General features: G+C 71.4%; 18 protein-coding genes and 1 pseudogene. 16 read left to right on the top strand and 3 right to left on the bottom strand.

The genetic code is table 11. The features are described from left to right. The first annotated feature begins 102 nt into the window (after window positions 1-102). The gene (locus ACNF49_RS31685; protein ID WP_482939853.1) at window positions 103-540 is read left to right on the top strand and encodes a cupin domain-containing protein; all 438 of its coding nucleotides are present in this window, start codon (window positions 103-105) and stop codon (window positions 538-540) included. On the opposite strand, the gene ACNF49_RS31690 is transcribed toward ACNF49_RS31685, so the two are convergent. Then, a complete protein-coding gene (locus ACNF49_RS31690) occupies window positions 513-1,493 on the bottom strand; it encodes a helix-turn-helix domain-containing protein (RefSeq protein ID WP_482939854.1) in 981 nt (326 codons plus the stop codon). The two genes, ACNF49_RS31685 and ACNF49_RS31690, sit on opposite strands and share 28 nt — an antisense overlap. Before the next feature lie 71 nt (window positions 1,494-1,564). Between ACNF49_RS31690 and ACNF49_RS31695 the strand changes: the two genes are divergently transcribed. Beyond that, a complete protein-coding gene (locus ACNF49_RS31695; protein WP_482939855.1) occupies window positions 1,565-2,635 on the top strand; it encodes a saccharopine dehydrogenase family protein in 1,071 nt (356 codons plus the stop codon). A gap of 91 nt (window positions 2,636-2,726) precedes the next feature. On the opposite strand, the gene ACNF49_RS31700 is transcribed toward ACNF49_RS31695, so the two are convergent. Next, a complete protein-coding gene (locus ACNF49_RS31700; protein ID WP_357979178.1) occupies window positions 2,727-3,392 on the bottom strand; it encodes an SDR family NAD(P)-dependent oxidoreductase in 666 nt (221 codons plus the stop codon). Between the two features lie 171 nt (window positions 3,393-3,563). On the opposite strand from ACNF49_RS31700, the gene ACNF49_RS31705 reads away from it, so the two are divergent. The 14 genes and pseudogenes from ACNF49_RS31705 to ACNF49_RS31770 all read left to right on the top strand — a co-directional run bounded on the left by ACNF49_RS31705 (window position 3,564) and on the right by ACNF49_RS31770 (window position 15,836). Then, window positions 3,564-4,880, top strand: coding sequence for an ABC transporter substrate-binding protein (locus ACNF49_RS31705; RefSeq protein WP_357979176.1), 1,317 nt, complete (start codon window positions 3,564-3,566; stop codon window positions 4,878-4,880). Next, window positions 4,877-5,728, top strand: coding sequence for a carbohydrate ABC transporter permease (locus ACNF49_RS31710; RefSeq protein WP_352356638.1), 852 nt, complete (start codon window positions 4,877-4,879; stop codon window positions 5,726-5,728). The genes ACNF49_RS31705 and ACNF49_RS31710 overlap by 4 nt, the downstream gene beginning before the upstream one ends. Next, window positions 5,725-6,534: a carbohydrate ABC transporter permease gene (locus ACNF49_RS31715; protein WP_352356636.1), complete on the top strand. Its 810-nt coding sequence runs from the start codon at window positions 5,725-5,727 to the stop codon at window positions 6,532-6,534. The genes ACNF49_RS31710 and ACNF49_RS31715 overlap by 4 nt, the downstream gene beginning before the upstream one ends. Before the next feature lie 242 nt (window positions 6,535-6,776). Beyond that, a pseudogene (locus tag ACNF49_RS31720) lies at window positions 6,777-6,983 on the top strand (RNA polymerase sigma factor); the annotation flags it as partial. A 199-nt stretch (window positions 6,984-7,182) separates the two neighbouring features. Further along, complete coding sequence (locus ACNF49_RS31725) at window positions 7,183-8,106, top strand: hypothetical protein (protein ID WP_482945723.1); 924 nt, start codon at window positions 7,183-7,185, stop codon at window positions 8,104-8,106. Beyond that, entirely contained in the window at window positions 8,097-8,714 is a 618-nt protein-coding gene (locus ACNF49_RS31730; RefSeq protein ID WP_482939856.1) for a hypothetical protein, read from the top strand. Before ACNF49_RS31725 ends, ACNF49_RS31730 begins: the two co-directional genes overlap by 10 nt. Window positions 8,715-8,915: 201 nt before the next feature. Further along, entirely contained in the window at window positions 8,916-10,310 is a 1,395-nt protein-coding gene (locus tag ACNF49_RS31735) for a cytochrome b (protein ID WP_482939857.1), read from the top strand. Between the two features lie 32 nt (window positions 10,311-10,342). Beyond that, window positions 10,343-11,050, top strand: a complete 708-nt coding sequence (locus tag ACNF49_RS31740; RefSeq protein ID WP_498703267.1) for a HEAT repeat domain-containing protein — start codon at window positions 10,343-10,345, stop codon at window positions 11,048-11,050. A 6-nt stretch (window positions 11,051-11,056) separates the two neighbouring features. Then, window positions 11,057-12,055 carry a MerR family transcriptional regulator gene (locus ACNF49_RS31745; protein WP_357979162.1) on the top strand — a complete coding sequence of 333 codons (999 nt, stop codon included), beginning with the start codon at window positions 11,057-11,059 and terminating at the stop codon, window positions 12,053-12,055. 82 nt (window positions 12,056-12,137) lie between these two features. Continuing rightward, window positions 12,138-12,371 carry a hypothetical protein gene (locus ACNF49_RS31750; RefSeq protein WP_482939859.1) on the top strand — a complete coding sequence of 78 codons (234 nt, stop codon included), beginning with the start codon at window positions 12,138-12,140 and terminating at the stop codon, window positions 12,369-12,371. Beyond that, complete coding sequence (locus ACNF49_RS31755) at window positions 12,368-12,850, top strand: hypothetical protein (protein WP_482939860.1); 483 nt, start codon at window positions 12,368-12,370, stop codon at window positions 12,848-12,850. The genes ACNF49_RS31750 and ACNF49_RS31755 overlap by 4 nt, the downstream gene beginning before the upstream one ends. Before the next feature lie 123 nt (window positions 12,851-12,973). Further along, window positions 12,974-13,867, top strand: coding sequence for an ABC transporter ATP-binding protein (locus ACNF49_RS31760; protein WP_482939861.1), 894 nt, complete (start codon window positions 12,974-12,976; stop codon window positions 13,865-13,867). Further along, the gene (locus ACNF49_RS31765) at window positions 13,864-14,697 is read left to right on the top strand and encodes an ABC transporter permease (protein WP_482939862.1); all 834 of its coding nucleotides are present in this window, start codon (window positions 13,864-13,866) and stop codon (window positions 14,695-14,697) included. Before ACNF49_RS31760 ends, ACNF49_RS31765 begins: the two co-directional genes overlap by 4 nt. Window positions 14,698-14,702: 5 nt before the next feature. Next, entirely contained in the window at window positions 14,703-15,836 is a 1,134-nt protein-coding gene (locus ACNF49_RS31770; protein WP_482939863.1) for a DUF418 domain-containing protein, read from the top strand. Here the strand turns inward: ACNF49_RS31770 and ACNF49_RS31775 are convergent. After that, complete coding sequence (locus ACNF49_RS31775; protein WP_482939864.1) at window positions 15,833-17,212, bottom strand: AbeC-like domain-containing protein; 1,380 nt, start codon at window positions 17,210-17,212, stop codon at window positions 15,833-15,835. The genes ACNF49_RS31770 and ACNF49_RS31775 overlap by 4 nt on opposite strands. Between the last annotated feature and the right edge of the window lie 256 nt (window positions 17,213-17,468).

The raw sequence follows: 17,468 nt of genomic DNA on the forward strand, positions 1-17,468 counted from the left end.
GGAGTCTGGCACGCGGCGGGGAGCCGTGACGCCTTGACGAAGCGGACCGCAGTCCGATACGTTGTCGGAGATATTCGGACCACAGTCCACTTGGAGATCGAGATGCTCAGAAAAGTGATCACGGCCGGCTCGCTGGCCCTCATGGCGCTCGGCGCCCCCAGCGCGTACGCCGACTCAGGCCCCGGCAAGGTCGTCCACCACTCGCACAAGGAGACGGGCTCGCCCTGCGAGGGGCTGAAGGGCTGCACGTTCGTGCAGCTGAAGGGCGACCCGAAGACCGGCCCCTCGGAGGCCATGTTCACGCTCAAGGCCGGCACGCCCTTCTCGCCGCACTGGCACACCAGCCCCGAGCACGTCGTCGGCGTCTCGGGCGTGATGCTCTGGAACGTCAAGGGCCACAAGACGTACCGGATCGGCGCGGGTGACTACCTGTACTACCCGTCGAAGGCCGAGCACTGGGGCAAGTGCGCCGCGGGCGCCGACTGCGTCTACTACGTGTACGACTCCAAGCCCTACGACTTCCACCCCGCCGGCCGCTGAGCGGGCGTCGCCCCGCGGGCGCGGAAGGTGCGGCGGTAGGCGTCCGGAGGCACGCCGACCGTGCGGTTGAAGTGCCGGCGCAGCGTGGCCGCGGTGCCCATGCCGGTGGCCTCGGCGATAGCGTCCACGCCGTCGTCGGTGGTCTCCAGGAGCTCCTGGGCGCGGCGGATGCGCTGGGCCAGCAGCCACTGCAACGGGGTGGTGCCGGTCATGGACCTGAAGTGGCGGCCGAGGTGGCGCGAGCTCATGTTCGCCCGGCGGGCCAGGTCCTCCACCGTCAGGGGCTGGTCCAGGTGCCGGCCCGCCCAGGCGAGCAGGTCGCTGAGGGGATGCCCGTGCGGCTCCGGGACGGGGGTGGCGACGAACTGGGCCTGGCCGCCGGGCCGGTGCGGCGCCACGACCAGGCGGCGCGCGATCGCGTTGGCGACCGCCGAGCCGTGGTCGCGGCGGACCAGGTGCAGGCACAGGTCCAGGGCGGCGGCCTTGCCCGCGGCGGTGAGCACGCTGCCCTCGTCCACGTAGAGCACGTCGGGATCGACCTGGATGCGGGGGTGGCGGGCGGCCAGCGTCTCGGTGTGTGACCAGTGGGTGGTGGCCCGCCGTCCGTCCAGCAGGCCGGCCGCGGCCAGGACGAACGCGCCCGTGCACAGCGAGGCGACCCGGGCGCCCGCCTCGTGCGCCGCGCGCACGGCCGCGACGAGGTCGGCCGGCGGCTCCTCGTCCACCTCGGCCCAGCCGGGGACGATCACCGTGTCGGCCAGGACGAGCCGGTCGAGCCCGGCGTCCGGTTCGAGCAGGAACCGCCCGTCGGCCCGTACGGGGCCGGTGCCGCAGATGACCGGCTCGTACCAGCGCTCGACGGGAACGGGCGGGGGCGAGCTGAACAGTTCGTAGGCCAGGGCCAGCTCGAAGTGCAGGATCCCGTCGGCGACGGCTACCGCGACTGTGGTCACGTCCGGAATTGTACGCATCATGTCGTTCCGGACGCTCGTGGGGAGACGTGGTGGGCCGCCAGGATGTCCGCATGGCTGATTCGGACATGACACAGAACAAGGCGGCGGGTTCCGCGGTGGCGGTCTACGGCGCTTATGGGCACACGGGCCGTTTCGTGGTGGCGGAGTTGCTGCGGCGCGGGCTGGTCCCCGTCCTGACGGGCCGCGACGGCGACGCGCTCGGGGCGCTGGCCGAGGCGTACCCCGGGCTGGAGGTCCGGCAGGCGTCGGTGGACGATCCGGCGGCGCTGGACCGCGCCCTGGACGGCGTGGCCGCGGTGATCAACTGCGCCGGGCCCTTCGCCGCCACGGCCGCCCCCGTGATCGAGGCGGCCCTGCGCGCCGGCGTCCCGTACGTGGACGTCGCGGCCGAGATCGAGGCCAACGTCGACACCTTCGAGTTGTTCGCGGAGCGCGCCCGGGAGGCGGGGGCGTTGATCGTCCCCGCGATGGCCTTCTTCGGCGGGCTCGGCGACCTGCTGGTCACGGCGGCGATGGGCGACTGGACCGGCGCCGACCAGGCGCACGTGGCCTACGGGCTGGACAGCTGGCACCCCACGACCGGCACCCGGGCCGCGGGCAAGGTCTCCAGGGAGCGGCGCGACGGCCGGCGCGTCCGCCACGCCGGCGGCCGGCTGGAGTACCGCGACGACCGGGCGCCGGCCGAGAAGTGGTCCTTCCCCGAGCCGATCGGGACGCGCGACGTCATCGCGGAGTTCTCGATGGCCGACATCGTGACCGTCCCGAGCCACCTGGACGTCCCGGAGGTGCGCAACTACATGACGGTCGAGGCGGCCACGGACGTGGTGAGCCCCGACACCCCGGCCCCGGTCGCGGCCGACGAGCACGGACGGTCGGCGCAGCCGTTCGTCGTGGACGTGGTCGTGCGTTCGGGCGCCGGGGAACTCCGGGCGGTGGCCCGCGGCCGGGACATCTACGCCGTCAGCGCGCCGCTCGCGGTGGAGGCCGTCGAGCGCATCCTCACCGGCCGGACCAGGGCCGCCGGGGTGGCCTCGGCGGGGCGCATCTTCGACGCGCCGGACTTCCTGCGGGCGCTGTCGCCGCACATCGAGGTCGAGCTCGACCCCGCCGCGCAGCGCTGAGGTGCGCGCGGTCAGCCAGGAGGTCCTGGGCGGCCCGAGGGGCACACGAGCGGGGCGACCGACGAGGTCGACCTGACGGTCCGGGCGGGGTTCAGCCCGGCAGCACCGACAGTTCGCAGGCGTAGGAGTCGGCCGGCGCGTTCAGCGCCCACACGACCATCTCGGCCAGCGACCGCGGCCGGATGCACGCCTGCGGGTCGTACGGGCGGCCGAAGGCGGCCCTGACCTCGCCCAGCAGGTCGGTCGCCGTCGCCGCGGGATAGACCGTGGTCACCCGGACCCCGTGGACGGCCTCCTCCTCGCGCAGCGAGTCGGCCAGCTCGCGCAGCGCCGCCTTGCTGGCCACGAACGCCGACCAGCGCGGTACGCCGGTCAGCCCGGGGGAGGCGTTCACGAAGATCACATGGCCCTTGGCGCGCCGCAACGCGGGCAGCGTGAGCCGGACGAGCTCGGCGGCGGAGGCCACGTTCACCGCCATCGTGCGCCGCCACGTGTCGGGGCCGGCCTCGGCGACGGCCTCGACGGGGGAGATCCCGGCGCAGTGCACCACCGCGCGTATCTCCGCCAGCTCCTCCGTCAGCGCCTCCATGGCGGGGGCCAGCGACGCGGGGTCGGCCAGGTCGGCCTCGATCCCGCGGACGTCCAGCCGCCCGACGTCCCGGCCGACGGCGATCACCTGGTGCCCGGCCTCGCCGAGCGCGGCGGCCAGCGCCCTTCCGATGCCTCCGGTGGCCCCGGTCAGCAGCACGTTCCCCATGCCGGCCGATCATCCCGGCAGGACGGGTGGGACGCAACGGCCTTTGCGCCCGTCCGCTCACATCCATCGGGAACGGTTCGATTTCACCTCTGGTGCACCACGCGTATTCAGCGTACGTTACTCAGCACTCAGTATTCAGAGTGTGACATGTTACAGATCCAAGAGGTCACCGTGAAGATCCACACAATCGCCGCCGGGCTGCTGGCCACCGGACTTCTCGCCGCAGGATGCGCCACCGGCGGAACCGGCACGGCCAAGGGACCCGCTCCCTCGATCGCCGCGTCCACCTCCGCGGAGTTGTCCGGCGAGGTCAAGGTGTGGTCGTTCGACGTGGGTGCGACCGCCCTGAAGCGTCTGGCGCCCGAGTTCACCAAGCTGCACCCCAAGGTGAAGATCGACGTGACGGACGTCGGCTACGACAACATCTACGAGAAGGTCACGGTCGGCATGCAGTCGGGCACCGGCCTGCCCGACGTCGTGCACCTTGAGGACGAGCGGGTCCCCGGCTACGCCAAGAACTTCCCCAACGGGCTGGCCGACCTCGGCCCGGTCGCCGGCAAGCTGAAGGCCGACTTCGACCCGGCCAAGTGGCAGACGGCCTCCGGCGAGGGCGGCAAGCTGTTCGCGCTGCCCTGGGACTCCGCGCCCGTCGGCCTGTTCTACCGGCGCGACTACTTCGAGCAGGCCGGCATCAAGGCCGAGGACATCCAGACCTGGGACGACCTGATCAAGGCCGGCGAGACGCTGAAGGCCAAGACCGGCAAGAAGCTCATGGTCTCCGACCTGGGCAACAGCGAGCCGTTGTTCACCACCTTGCTGCAGCAGCAGAAGCAGGGCAGGTTCGTGGACGGCAAGGTCGCGGTCAACACGCCGGCCGCCGTCAAGGCGCTGACGCTGATCAAGACGATGAACGACAAGGGCCTGCTCCAGAACGAGCAGGGCTGGGACGGCCGGGTCACCGCGACCAAGGAGGGCAAGGCCGCCGTCGCGCCCACCGCCGTCTGGTGGACGGGCACCCTGGTGTCGGAGATGCCGGAGCTCAAGGGCAAGTTCGGCGTGATCCCGCTGCCCGCGTTCGAGCCGGGCGGGGTGCGTACCTCGGCCAACGGCGGCTCCATGCTGGCGGTCACGGGCCAGACGAAGAACCAGCAGGCGGCGTGGGCGTTCGTCGAGTTCGTCACGGCGAACAAGGACAGCCAGCTGTCGATGATGAAGCAGGAGTCGCTCTTCCCGGCCTACCTGCCCGCGCTGGCCGACCCGTACTTCTCCGAGCCGGTCGAGTACTTCGACGGGCAGCCGGTCAACAAGATCTTCGCCGACCAGGTGCGCGCCATCCCGGCCGTGCAGTCCACCGACGACGACGCCGAGGCCAGTGAGCTGCTGAAGAAGCTGCTGCAGCGTGCGGTGGTGGGTGGCAAGGACCCGAAGGCCGTGCTGGACGAGGCGGCCGAGCAGATCGCGTCCGCCACGAAGCGGGAGATCGGATGACCGTTCGGCGCCGCCTGGTCCCCTGGATCTTCGCGGGGCCCGCCGCCGCGCTGCTGGCGCTCTTCTTCGCCTACCCCCTGGGGGCCAGCCTCTGGCAGAGCCTCCAGCGGACCGAGGACGGCCTGACCGAATGGGCCGGCCTGGAGAACTACCAGCGCCTCCTGCACGACGACAGGTTCCTGCAGTCCCTGGTCAACGTCGGGCTGATCCTGGTCGTGCAGGTCCCGATCATGATCGGGCTGGCGCTGGCGCTGGCGTACGTGCTCAACCAGTCGTGGCTGCGGTTCCGCGCCACGCTGCGGATCGCGTACTTCCTGCCCGCCGTGACGACGCTGGTCGCCTACGCGGTGGTCTTCCGGGTGCTGCTGCGCACCGACGGCGGCATGGTCAACCAGCTGCTCGGCGCCGAGATCGCCTGGCTGGACGACCCGGCCTGGGCGCGGGTGGCGCTGATCGCGTCCATCACCTGGCGGTGGACGGGCTACAACATGATCATCCTGCTGGCGGGGCTGCAGGCGATCGGCAAGGAGCAGTACGAGGCCGCCTCGATCGACGGCGCCGGGCCGCTGCGGTCCTTCGTCAGCGTGATCGTGCCGCAGCTCAAGCCGGTGATCCTGTTCTGCTCGATCACCTCCACGATCGGCACGCTCCAGCTGTTCGACGAGAACAAGCTGCTCACCGACGGCGGCCCCGACGACGCGACCACCTCGCCGATCCTGCTGCTCTACCAGGTCGGCTTCAAGCAGTTCGACTTCGGTTACGCCGCGGCGATGGCCTGGGTGGTGGTGCTGCTCATCGGGGTGCTCTCCTACGCCCAGTTCAAGTGGTTCGGGAAGGAGAAGTCATGAAACGCCTGCTGCTCTGGCTGCTCATGGCGGCCGGCGCGGTGGTCAGCGTCGCGCCGTTCTACTGGATGTTCGTCGCCTCCACGCACGACACGTCGGAGCTGTTCCGCAGCCCGCCCCCGTTCCTGCCCGGCGACGACCTGCTGGACAACCTGCGGTCGCTGGAGGAGACGATCGGCTTCTCCCGCGTGGTGCTCAACAGCCTCGGCACGGCCCTCGTCTACACCGCGCTGTCCGTGCTGGTCAGCGCCATGGGCGGGTACGGCCTGGCCAAGTACCGCTTCCGCGGGCGCGGCCTGCTGCTCGCGGTGATCCTGGCGACGATGATGATCCCGTTCCAGGTGCTGCTGGTGCCGCTGTTCCAGATGATGGCCAGCATCGGCTGGGTGGACTCCTACGAGTCGATCGTCATCCCGTTCCTGGCCAACTCGTTCGGCATCTTCCTCATGCGGCAGGCCTTCCTCGACTTCCCCGACCAGCTCATCGAGAGCGGACGCCTGGACGGGGCCGGAGACCTGCGGATCTTCTACCGGATCGTGCTCCCCGTGGTCCGGCCGCAGCTGGGCGCGCTGGTCATCTTCACGTTCATGAGCCAGTGGAACTCCTTCATCTGGCCCCTGCTCATGCTCACCAGCGAGGAGAAGTACGTGCTGCCGGTCGCGCTCAGCCACCTCACCGGGCTGACCCGCGTCGACTACTCGGGCCTGATGCTGGGCGCGCTGCTGGCCACGCTGCCGCTCATGCTCATCTTCTTCGTCTTCCAGAAGCAGTTCGTCTCCGGGCTGCTCGGCGGAGCGGTGAAGGGGTGAGGCGGCCCCGCCACTGACGACGGCCTGCCGGAGCGCCAGGACTCCGGCAGGCCCGTGGAACGACCCGTCATGGGGGTCAGCCCACATGGGCCCAGAACGGTCCTGCCATCACGGAACCGGACCCGCCAGATCTTGCGATAGATCAGAATGTGCGCCCATTCTTCACACGCCGCCGCGAACCACCCCCGGTCGGTCCCCACAGCAGCGATGCCGAGCTTCTCGCGGCCGTTGCGGCCGACCAGGTGGAGGCACTGAAGCTCCTGCACCAGCGGCACGCCCCCTGGCTGCGAGTACGGCTGGCCCGCCGGTGCGCCGACTTCGATCTCGTGGACGACGCGATCCAGGACACCTTCGTCGCCGTCTGGCGCGACGCGCACCGCTACCGTGCGCCGGAAGGTGAGGCGGCGGCATGGATCTGGACCATCGCGATCCGCAGGCTGATCTCCGCGCTGCGCCGGAGCGGCGCCGCCCCGCCCGTCGCCGCACTCGACGGCTCGCACGCAACGGGCGGCCACCGGTCAGCTGCACACCTGATCTCCGCACACCTGGTCACCGAGTCGGCCGAGGACGCGGTCCTGGTCGGCGCGGAGCACGGCGACCTGGGCGCCGCGCTGGCCAGAGCGGTTACGGGGCTGGTTCCTGCCCGTCGTGCTCTTCCACGGGCCCGACTGGCCGCAGCGCCCATCGGCGTTGCACGCCGTCTATCTCCTCGCTTCCGTCGCTCTTTTCGCGGCTCTGGCCCTGCTGCGGCACGGGGCCAGGCCGGTGCGCCTGGTCGCGGCCCTGGCCGCCGCGGCGGTGGCGGTATCCACGGGGGCCGCCGTGACCGCCGCCGCCCCGGGGGCGGAAATCAACCGCCGGTTCGAGACCATGCAGCGGAATCCGGCCGCGTTGCTCGACGAAATGGACGCCGGGGTGCGCAAACGGTATTTCGCGCGAGACGCGCGGCAGTGCGAGAAGCACGGAGCCATCACCTACTGCGCCTTCCACGACTACGTCGCCTGGATTCCGTCGTGGGTGTCGGCGGTGGACCCTGTGGCGCGGGCGCTGCCCCCGGCGGAGCGTGACCGGCTGCCGGCCGTCCGGCAGTTCACCGACAGCTGGATGGGCGCGGACGGCGATGAGGAGGAGTCCATCACCACATTCATGAGGTGGGGACGCGCCGGAGCCCAGGACACCTACCGCGCCGTGCTCGCCTCCCAGCTCATCCGCTCGGTGCTGGGACTGCGACCGCCGAGGACGGGTTGCGACCTACACGGCCAGAGCAGAGCACTCGTGGGCCTCTGGCTGCTCGGCCAAGCCGTTGCGCCGGCTCCGCCCGAGGACCGGGAGATCCAGACCGGCTCCTCCCTCTTCATCACGGTGCAGTCCCCCCTGGGCATGATCCGGTACGGCGCGGCCGAACTGGGCTACGCCCGCAGACTGCTCACCACGCCCGATGCCCGGCAACGAATCTGGACGCACTGGCGCACACTGGTGAAGCCCGGCACGACGGTCGAGCAGGCGCTTCCGCTGCTGGGCCTGCGCCCCGAGTTCCCCGCCGATCCGGTGAAGGGGCAGCCATGCTCGTGATCCAGCTGATCAGGCCGATCGCACGGGCGATCGACTGGATTCCTCTCGCGGTCACCGGGACGCTCGCCGTGGTCATGGCCTTGGTGATCGAGGCCGGTGCCGCATTGGGCGTCGGGACCGCTTTCACCCTGCTCAGAATGATGGGGGTGGTGCTGGGCGCCGCCGCTGGATTCGCAGTGATCGACGAGATGACCGCGAGCACGGGCGCGGCCCCGGTGCCCCGCTGGCTCCGCCAGTGGTTGCGCTGCGGCTTCGGAGGCCTTTCCGCGGGGCTGTTCTGGGGGATCGCCTGTGCCGTCGCCGTAGCTCGGCTGCCCGCGGGGGGAGAACTCAGGGTGGCGGGGATGGCGGTGGAGGCGGCGGTGTGCATCGCGATCGGCCTGCTGTCGGCGTCGGTGGCCGGGCGCATGCACCAGGGGAAGGCGGCCGCCCTCGCGGGAATGGGCGGTCTCGTGGTGATCCTCTCGGTGAGCCTGGTTCTGCGGGGACCTTACTGGCCGTGGCTCTATCCGGAAGAGGAGAACTGGGAGATCGTGCACTACGGGTGGGTGGCCGTGCTGCCGCCCGTGCTCGCCGCACTGGGCTGGGAGAGCCGCGACCTACGCTGAGGAGCCGGACAGGGCGTCGGCTTCGGTCGGCTCTCGGGTGATCCACCGCCTGGCCTGCGTCCATCGCGACCACCGAGACGCTGCGGGGCTCGACAGGTGAACACCCGGCTGACCCCCGTTATGACGTAACTCACCCTCCTCGACGTCACATCTCGCCCGCCGATCCCGTCTTGAAGGCGAAGGCGAAACGAGGAGGGTCCGATGCGCTCATCGGTGCGGAAACGTCAGTCGTCGGGGCTCGGTCATTGGTCGTTCATGTTCGCCGAGGTGGCGATCTGGTCGTTCGTCGTCCTGGTGGTGACCGGGCTGTTCCTCATGGTGTTCTTCGACCCGGACATGTCCCCGGTGCTCTACCAGGGCGTGTACACGCCGCTGAGCGGCGTCCCGGTCAGCAGGGCGTTCGACTCGGCCATGCGGCTGAGCCTGGAGGTGCGCGGCGGGCTCTTCGTCCGGCAGGTGCACCACTGGTCGGCGCTGGTGTTCGTGGCGGCGGTCGCGCTGCAGCTGCTGCGCATGTTCGTGACCGGCGCGTTCCGGCGGCCGCGCGTGCCGCAGTGGCTGATCTGGGTGACGCTGCTGCCGCTCGGGATGGCCGCGGGGGAGACCGGCAACATCCTGCCCGACGACATGCTCTCCGGCGGCAGCCTGTGGCTGATCCAGTCGGTGCTGCTGTCGATTCCCGTCGTGGGGTCGTACGCCGCGCAGCTGCTCTTCGGCGCCGGCTTCCCCGGCGACAGCATCATCCCCACCATGTACTGGACGCACGTGCTGCTGATCCCGGCGGCCATGGTCGCGCTGCTCGCCGCCCGCGAATGGCTGGTGCGGCGGCACGGGCACTCGCGGTTCGCCGCGCGGGTCCCGGCTCGCGTGGGCGTGCGCCCGTTGATGGCGGGCGCGACGATCGGGGTCCTGGTCATCCTCGGCATGGCCTTCCAGATCGCCCCCATCTGGTTGTACGGCCCGGCCGGGCCCGGCCAGATCTCGGCCGGCTCGGTGCCCGACTGGTACATGGGCTTCCTCGACGGTGCTCTGCGGATCATGCCTGGCTGGGAGCTGACGGTCGGGGGGTACACGCTCAGCCTCGCGGTCCTGGTGCCCACGCTGGTGGTGCCCGGGATGTTCTTCACCGTCCTGGCCGGTTATCCGCTGGGCGAGCGCCTCGTCCAGCGGTGTCTCGGCCGGCGGGACGCGCTCGGCCGGCCCAAGAGCAGGAGCCGCCTGGCCGCCGAGGCGACCGGGCCGGCCGTGCTGGACCGGCCACGCGAGGCGCCTGTGCGAACCGCCGTCGCCGCCGCCGGGGTCGCCTTCTACGGGCTGCTGTGGGCCGCCGCGGCCAACGATCAGCTCGCCCACCAGTTCCACCTCTCGGTGGAGGCCGTGACGGTCTTCTTCAGGTACGCCGTCCTCCTGGGCCCGGTCGTCGCCTTCTGGCTGACCCACCGGCTCTGCCTCGGCCTGCGTCTGCAGGACCGGCACGACCTGGCGCACGGGCCGGAGAGCGGCGTGATCGTCCGGAGCGCGCAGGGCGGCTTCCACGAACGTCCGATGCACGTGGAGCCCGAGCGCCGGCACGCGGTCACCGGGCCGCGCGACTGACCGCGCGGGCCGGGCCGCTTGACCTTGACACTGTGACAAGGTCTTCACTGGTCGCCGAGGAGGTGGTCTCCATGACCAGGCAGGAACAGGACCCGGACACGGCCGACGCCGTCGGAGGGCTGGCGGCCGGCGACCCGTCGGTACGGCTGCGGGCGGCCCTGGCGGTGGGCACGACGCCCGACCCGCGCCTCGTCGGCACGCTCGTCGAGCGATGCGCGGTGGAGCCGGAGTTCCACGTGCGCGACATGCTCACCTGGGCGCTCACCCGCCACCCGGCGGAGCTGACGGTCCCGAGGCTGCTCGGCGAGCTGCGTTCGGAGCGCGCGCAGGCACGCAGCCAGGCGTTGCACACGCTGTCCAAGATCGGCGACCGGCGGGCGTGGCCGGCGATCAGCCGGGAGCTGCTGACCGACGCCGACGACGAGGTGGCGCGCAGTGCCTGGCGGACCGCGGTGCTGCTGGCACCCGACGATGAGAAGCCCGGACTGGCCGAAGTATTGTCGACACAGCTCGGGCGCGGCCGACGGGAGACCCAGCTGAGCCTCAGCCGGGCGCTGGTCGCGCTCGGCGAGGTGATCGAGCCGGTGCTGCGGGCCGCGATGGCCGACCCGGATCCCGGCGTGCGCACGCACGCCGGGGCCACGGTACGGCTGCTGCGTGACCCGGAGGCCGGTTTCGAGTTCGCCATCGAGGAGGCGAAGCGCGTCGTGGCCCTCGGCGCCGGCGGCCAGGAGGGATGATGGGCTGTGCTGATCGGCGACGTCGCGCGACGGTCCGGGGTGAGCGCCCGCATGCTCCGCCACTACGACGCGCTCGGCCTGGTGCGCCCGACGGGCCGGAGCGACGCCGGCTATCGCGAGTACTCCGACGAGGACATCCGGCGGATCTTCCACATCGAGAGCCTGCGGTCACTGGGCCTGTCGCTGCGTGACGTCGGCCGGGCGCTCGACGATCCCGGCTTCACACCCTCCGGGCTCGTCGAGGACCTCATCCGGCGGACCCGGGAACGCATCGCGGCCGAGACGGAGCTGCTCACGCGACTGCGCCGGATCGACGCCGCCGGGCCCGCAGGCTGGGAGGACGTGCTCCAGGTCGTCTCCCTCCTGCAGGCGCTCGGGTCGAAGAACGCCGGCCGGCGCCAGAGCGCGGCCCTGTCCTCGGTCGCCGAGGTCCCGGTGGAGGCGCTGGTCGAGGCGGCGCTGAGCGAGAGCGACCCGCACGTCGCCGGAGCCCTGCGCTGGGCTCTGGCGCAGTCGGGCGAGGGCGCCGCCGCGCTGCTGGCCCGGGGCCTGCACGCACCGGCGGCCGAGGTGCGCGAGCGCGCGGTCCAGTCGATCGCCGAACTCCCGGACGCCGAGGCGACCGCCCTGCTGCGCGACGCCCTCACGGGCCCCGACGTCGTGGTCCGCCGCCGCGCGGCCCTGGCGCTCGGGGCACGCGGCGTGGACGACGCCGTCCCGACGCTCATCGACATGGTCGTCGAGGGGGCGAACGACGTGGACGCGGCCGACGCCCTCAGCGCGCTGGCGGGCCGCCCCGGGGCGGCGGACCCGATCGCCGCCGGGCTCGTGGACCGCCTCGCCCGGCGTGGCGCCGAGCCGTCCGCGCGCCGGCGGCTGACGCAGGCGCTCGCCGACATCCCGGGAGCCACCGCGTCACGTGCCCTCGCCGACCTGTCGCAGGACGACGACCGCGCCGTCGCGCTCACCGCGACCTACATCCTGGGCCTCCGCGACACACGATGAGCCTCTGCCCCAGGGCGACGAACCATCGACGTTTAAGCAACCACAGTTGACCAACATGAATTAGTCAACTACGGTTGCTTATATGCCGATGGACGACGTACCCGTGCCCCAGGGGCCCGCGGACGCGCTCGCGGCGGTCGCGGCGCTACGGCGCCGGGCCGACCAACTGGAGGACGCAGCCGTGGAGCAGGCCATGCGCGCCGGGTGGGGCTGGCCGGAAGTCGCCGAGGCGCTCGGCGTCACCCGCCAGGCGGTCCACAAGAAGCACGCCAAGCGGCTCATCGCCGCCGACGTGATGCTGAGGAGACGACAGTGAGCGCGATCGACCACTACATCAACGACCTCATCGTGCGGGGAGCGGCCGAGGCGCGGGAGGAAGGCTCTGCCGCCACCGAGGCCCACCACCTCCTGCTGGCCATCGCCACGGTCGAGGCCACCGCCGCGCACCGCGTGCTGACGGCGGCGGGGCTCGGGCGACAGGCGATCAGGGATGCGCTGGATCGGGAGTTCGAGCACAGCCTCAGCGCGACCGGAGTGTCCCTCGTCTCTCATGACCTCCCGAAGCCCTTCCGCGACCCCAGGGATCATCCCGGGCTCGGCGCCACCGCCCGGCTCGCGCTCGAACGCGGCTTCGCCGCCGCCAAGGGCAAGAAGGACCTGCGTCCCGCGCATCTGCTGCGCGGCGTGCTGAGCACCGGCGTCGGCACCGTGCCACGCGCGCTCGCCCTGGCCGGCGTCGACCGGGCCGGCCTGATCGATCGCGTCGAGGAGACGCTCACGCGCGAAAGCTGGTAATCAGCCCCCCTGCTCCCCACGCTCCGGCCCGGTTCGGGCCGCGATGCGCCATGCCCTCGCGCCGGACTTCCACCGGCATGTGCTCCGGCACGAGGTCATCCGATCACGAGAAGAGGTCATCTCATGACGAAGAGCAACGGCATCGTGCTCGACGTCGACGGGCTGCGCATGCGTTACGGCTCGCTCGACGTCCTGCACGACGTCACGTTCCAGGCCCGCCACGGCGAGGTGCTGGCCTTACTGGGGCCGAACGGCGCGGGCAAGACCACCACGATCGAGATCCTGGAGGGCTTCCGCATCCGGTCGCAGGGCCGGGTCTCGGTGCTCGGCGCCGACCCCGCCCATGGCGACGAGCAGTGGCGGGCCAGGCTCGGGATCGTGCTGCAGTCCTGGCGCGACCACGGCAAATGGCGGGTACGCGAGTTCCTCGCCCACCTCGGCGCCTACTACGCCCCTTACGCCGTCCCCGGGATCGCACGGCCCTGGGATCCCGACGAGCTGATCGAGAGGGTCGGCCTGACCGAGCACGCCGGAAAGAAGCTCAAGACACTGTCGGGTGGCCAGCGGCGCAGGCTCGACGTGGCGATCGGCCTCGTGGGGCGTCCCGAGATGCTGTTCCTCGACGAGCCGACCACCGGCTTCGACCCGCAGGCCAGGTCCGACTTCCACGATCTCGTACGCGACCTGGCCGACGCCCGCGAGACCACCGTCCTGCTCACCACCCACGACCTGGATGAGGCCGAGAAGCTGGCCGACCGCATCCTCGTGCTGAACGGCGGCCGGATCGTCGCCGACGGCACCACCGCCGAACTGGCCCGGCGGATCGCCGGCGAGGACGAGGTGCGCTGGGTACGCGACGGACAGCGGTACGCCGAGGGGACGCCCGACTCGACCGCGTTCGCCCGCGAGCTGTTCGCCCGCCACGGCGACGACATCCAGGAGCTGGAGGTCCACCGGGCCTCACTGGAGCAGACGTACCTGGCACTGGTGCGCGAGGCCGAGGAGGTGGCCCGGTGAACGCGACCGTCCTGCGGGCGGGCTGGTCCCGGGGCCTGATCGAGCTGCGGCAGTCGTTCACCAACGGCGCCGAGCTGTTCTCCCACTTCCTGTGGCCCGCCCTGATGGTGGCCACGCTGTTCTTCATCCGGGACCTGTCGGTCGGCGCCCTCCTGCTCGGCGCCCTGGCCTTGCCCGGCATCCTCGGCATGAACGCCGCGACCGGCGTGATCGGCATGAGCCAGCAGCTCACCGCCGACCGCGAGGACGGCACGCTGCTGCGTGCCAAGGCGACCCCGCACGGGATGCCCGCCTACCTGATCGGCAAGGTGATCTCGGTGTCCGGCGGTCTGCTGGCCGACCTGGTGATCTTCCTCGTGCCCGCCGCGCTCCTCGTCGAGGGCCTGCGGATCGGCCCGGACTCCTGGCCCGGCCTGGCCTGGGTGCTGGTGCTCGGCCTGGTCGCGACCCTGCCGATCGGCGCGGTGTTGGGTTCGGTGTTCACCAGCGCCCGCGCTCAGGGGCTGGTCCAGCTGCCGTTCCTCGCGCTGATCGGCATTTCCGGCATCTTCTACCCGATCATCGCACTGCCCGAGTGGCTGCAGTGGATCGCCCAGATCTTCCCCATCTACTGGATGGGGCTCGGCATGCGGTCGGCCCTGCTGCCGGACTCGGCGGTCGCCGTCGAGATCGGCGAGTCGTGGCGGCACCTGGAGACCGCCGGCGTGCTGGGCGCCTGGGCGGTGCTCGGCCTGCTCGTGGCGCCGGTCGTGCTGCGGCGGATGGCACGCGGGGAGTCCGGCTCGACGGTGGCGGCCCGCCGTGAGCGTGCCCTGCGGCGGGTCGGATGAGGGCCGTGACCGTCACGACGGCGACCGGCCGGTCACTGGCGCCGGACCTGGCCCGGGGCGTGATGTTGCTGGCGATCGCGGTGGCGCACGCGCCGGTGTTCGCCACCGGCACGGCCTTCGGGGTGCTCGACGGCGTGGCCGCGTTCCTCGATCATCTGCTCGCCCACAACCAGGCCCGGCCGATGTTCGTGTTGATGTTCGGCTACGCGCTGGGCCAGTTCGCCTTCCGGCATCAGGTGAAGGACTGTGACTGGGGCTCGCTCCGGAGGCTCTTGCGGCGCCGGGGCCGATGGCTGATCGTCATCGGCTTCGTGCACGGACTGCTCGTGCCCCTGGACATCATCGCGGTGTACGGCCTGACGCTGCTGATGCTCGTCCCGCTCGTGCGGGCCCGGGACTCGGTGTTGTGCTGGACAGCCGCCCTGACCCTCCTCCCGGCGGTGCTCGTGACCTCCGGACCGACCCTGCTGGCCTTCACCGGCGCGGTGGACGTCGCGGGGGCCGGGATCATGCCGGCCGACCTCGGCTCCCACCTGCTGTCCGGCCTCCAGATGTGGCCGGTGAAGACCATTCTGGGCACGATCGACATCGTGCCGGGCATGATGCTGGGCATCTGGGCGGCTCGCCGCCGCATCCTGGACGAGCCCGAGCGGCACCTGATCCTGCTGCGCCGCGTCACCGCGATCTGTCTCGGCGTCGCGCTCGTCGGCCGGCTTCCGGGGGCCCTGCTGCTGTCCGGCGTGTGGACACCCCCCGTGCCTTGGGCCGCCGTCCTCGCGCACACCCTCACCGGCCAGGCCGGCGGCATCGGCCTGGCCGCCCTCATGGGGCTCATCGCGACACGGTCCCGCCTCGGCCCCCTCAGCGCCGCCCTCGCCGCCCTCGGCCGGCGCTCGCTGACCTTCTACCTGTTCCAGTCAGCGGTGTTCCTCGTGCTGTTCTACCCGTTCACGCTGGGCCTGTCCGACGATGTGGGCTTCGCCGCCGCCTTCGGCATCGCCCTCGCGGTCGGCGCCGTCTCGATCGTCCTCGCGAACTGGCTGCACCGCACAGGCCGCCGAGGCCCGATGGAGGTCCTCCTACGGCGCTTGACCTACGGCCGCCGCAGCACGACGGCCTGGTCGAAAGCTGCTTCCTAGACCTGCCGGCGGCCGGCGAGGTCGGGGCGCGCCGCCGCGGCGGCCTGGCCCACCCCCTGCCTGATGCGGTTCTCCACCCGCGCGACCGCGCCGGGGCCGGCCGCCATGCTGCCCCCGGTGACCTGGGCCTGGCCGGTGACGAAGATGCCGTTGTTCAGGATGGTCGTCTGGCGGTCGCGCAGGTCGCTCACGTCGACGTTGTGCTCCTCCAGGAAGTCGGCGACGGCGTCCATGATGCGCTGTTCGGCGGCCTTGACGTACATCTCCTTGTCGAGCTGCTGGAAGTAGCGGTGGTAGAGGTGGTCGGTGGCGTGCTCGCGGGGGGTGTAGGCCGCGCCGTAGTTGAAGGTGTGGCCGCGGATGGCCTTGATGCTCGCCTTCTGCTGCCGCCTGCGCCTTCTCGGCTCCGAGAGCGCGGCGAGGGTGTTGGGCAGGGCCAGCACCAGCCCCCCGGCGGTGCGCCGCAGGGCGGACAGGGCGATGCGGGCCATCCGTTCGGAGGGCGCGCAGTTGACCAGCCGGTCGACGTCGCGGTAGGCCTCCCTCAGCGGCGGCAGCAGCGAGTAGCCGGCCTCGGTGAACATCATGCCCTTCTCGGCGAGCAGCACGAACCGCAGGAAGATCGAGATGACCACCTCGCCCTCCCAGCCGGTCACGCTCACCGTGAGGTAGGGGCGGGCCCGCGTGCGCGGGTTGTCGCGCAGCCGGTGGATGAACCGCTCGCTCACCGTCGGCACGGGCGGCAGGAGGGCGTCGGGCAGCACGGCCGCCTGGAGCTCGGGGTCGGTCTCGTAGCGCAGGTCGAGGCCGTTGACGAAGAGTTTGTCGCCGACGGTGAGACCGGGCAGGCCGAGGGCGGCGATCTCGGTGGCCACCCGGTCGTAGAGCTCGCCGACCGCGAAGGGCACGACCGTCTCGCCGGGCCGGGCCTTGGCGACGTTCATGGTGAACGACCAGCTGTTGATCCTGCTGCCGTAGCCGACGAAGGGGGAGTAGTCGGCGAACACCGTGACGTTCCCGGCGCCGCGGTCGGCGATGTCGACCAGATGGTCGCGCAGCGCGGGCGAGCTGGGCAGCGGCGCCTCGGCCGGGTCGAAGGAGGCGCGGGTCAGCTTGGTCAGGATGACCGACTCGTGGGCGTCGTAGAGCTCCGCGAAGACGACGAGCCAGGCCAGGAAGAGCGGGAGCAGGACGAGCGGGCTGGACAGCAGGGCCAGGGTGGCCACGGCGAGCACGGCCAGCAGGGCGTCGCGCACATGCTGGCGTCTTCGGGCCATCAGGCCGTACTTGAGCATCGTGGCCAGGTCGACGCCGGGGGAGTGGGCGACGGCCCGGAAGCGGTCGTGAAGAATTGAGCGAATAGTGGAATTACGCACTTTCGCGTCGAGCATCATGGCGATGCAGAGATATCGCGTGACTTCCGTGGCGGCCGGGCGATCGCCCTGGAAATGGCGGCCACAATTAGCACATACCAGGGAATCGGGCAGGTTGGGGCTGTCGCAGTGGCCGCAGTTCATCAGCTCAGTCCTCTGGTCGGGGCTTCCGTGGAGCCTGGCGTCACCCCGACTTTAACGAGCGCGCGTCCGGCGCCGCCACGCGAAAAGAATTCGCCCCGAGGACATTATTCGCCAA

This window comes from Actinomadura sp. ATCC 39365 (genome assembly GCF_054392275.1).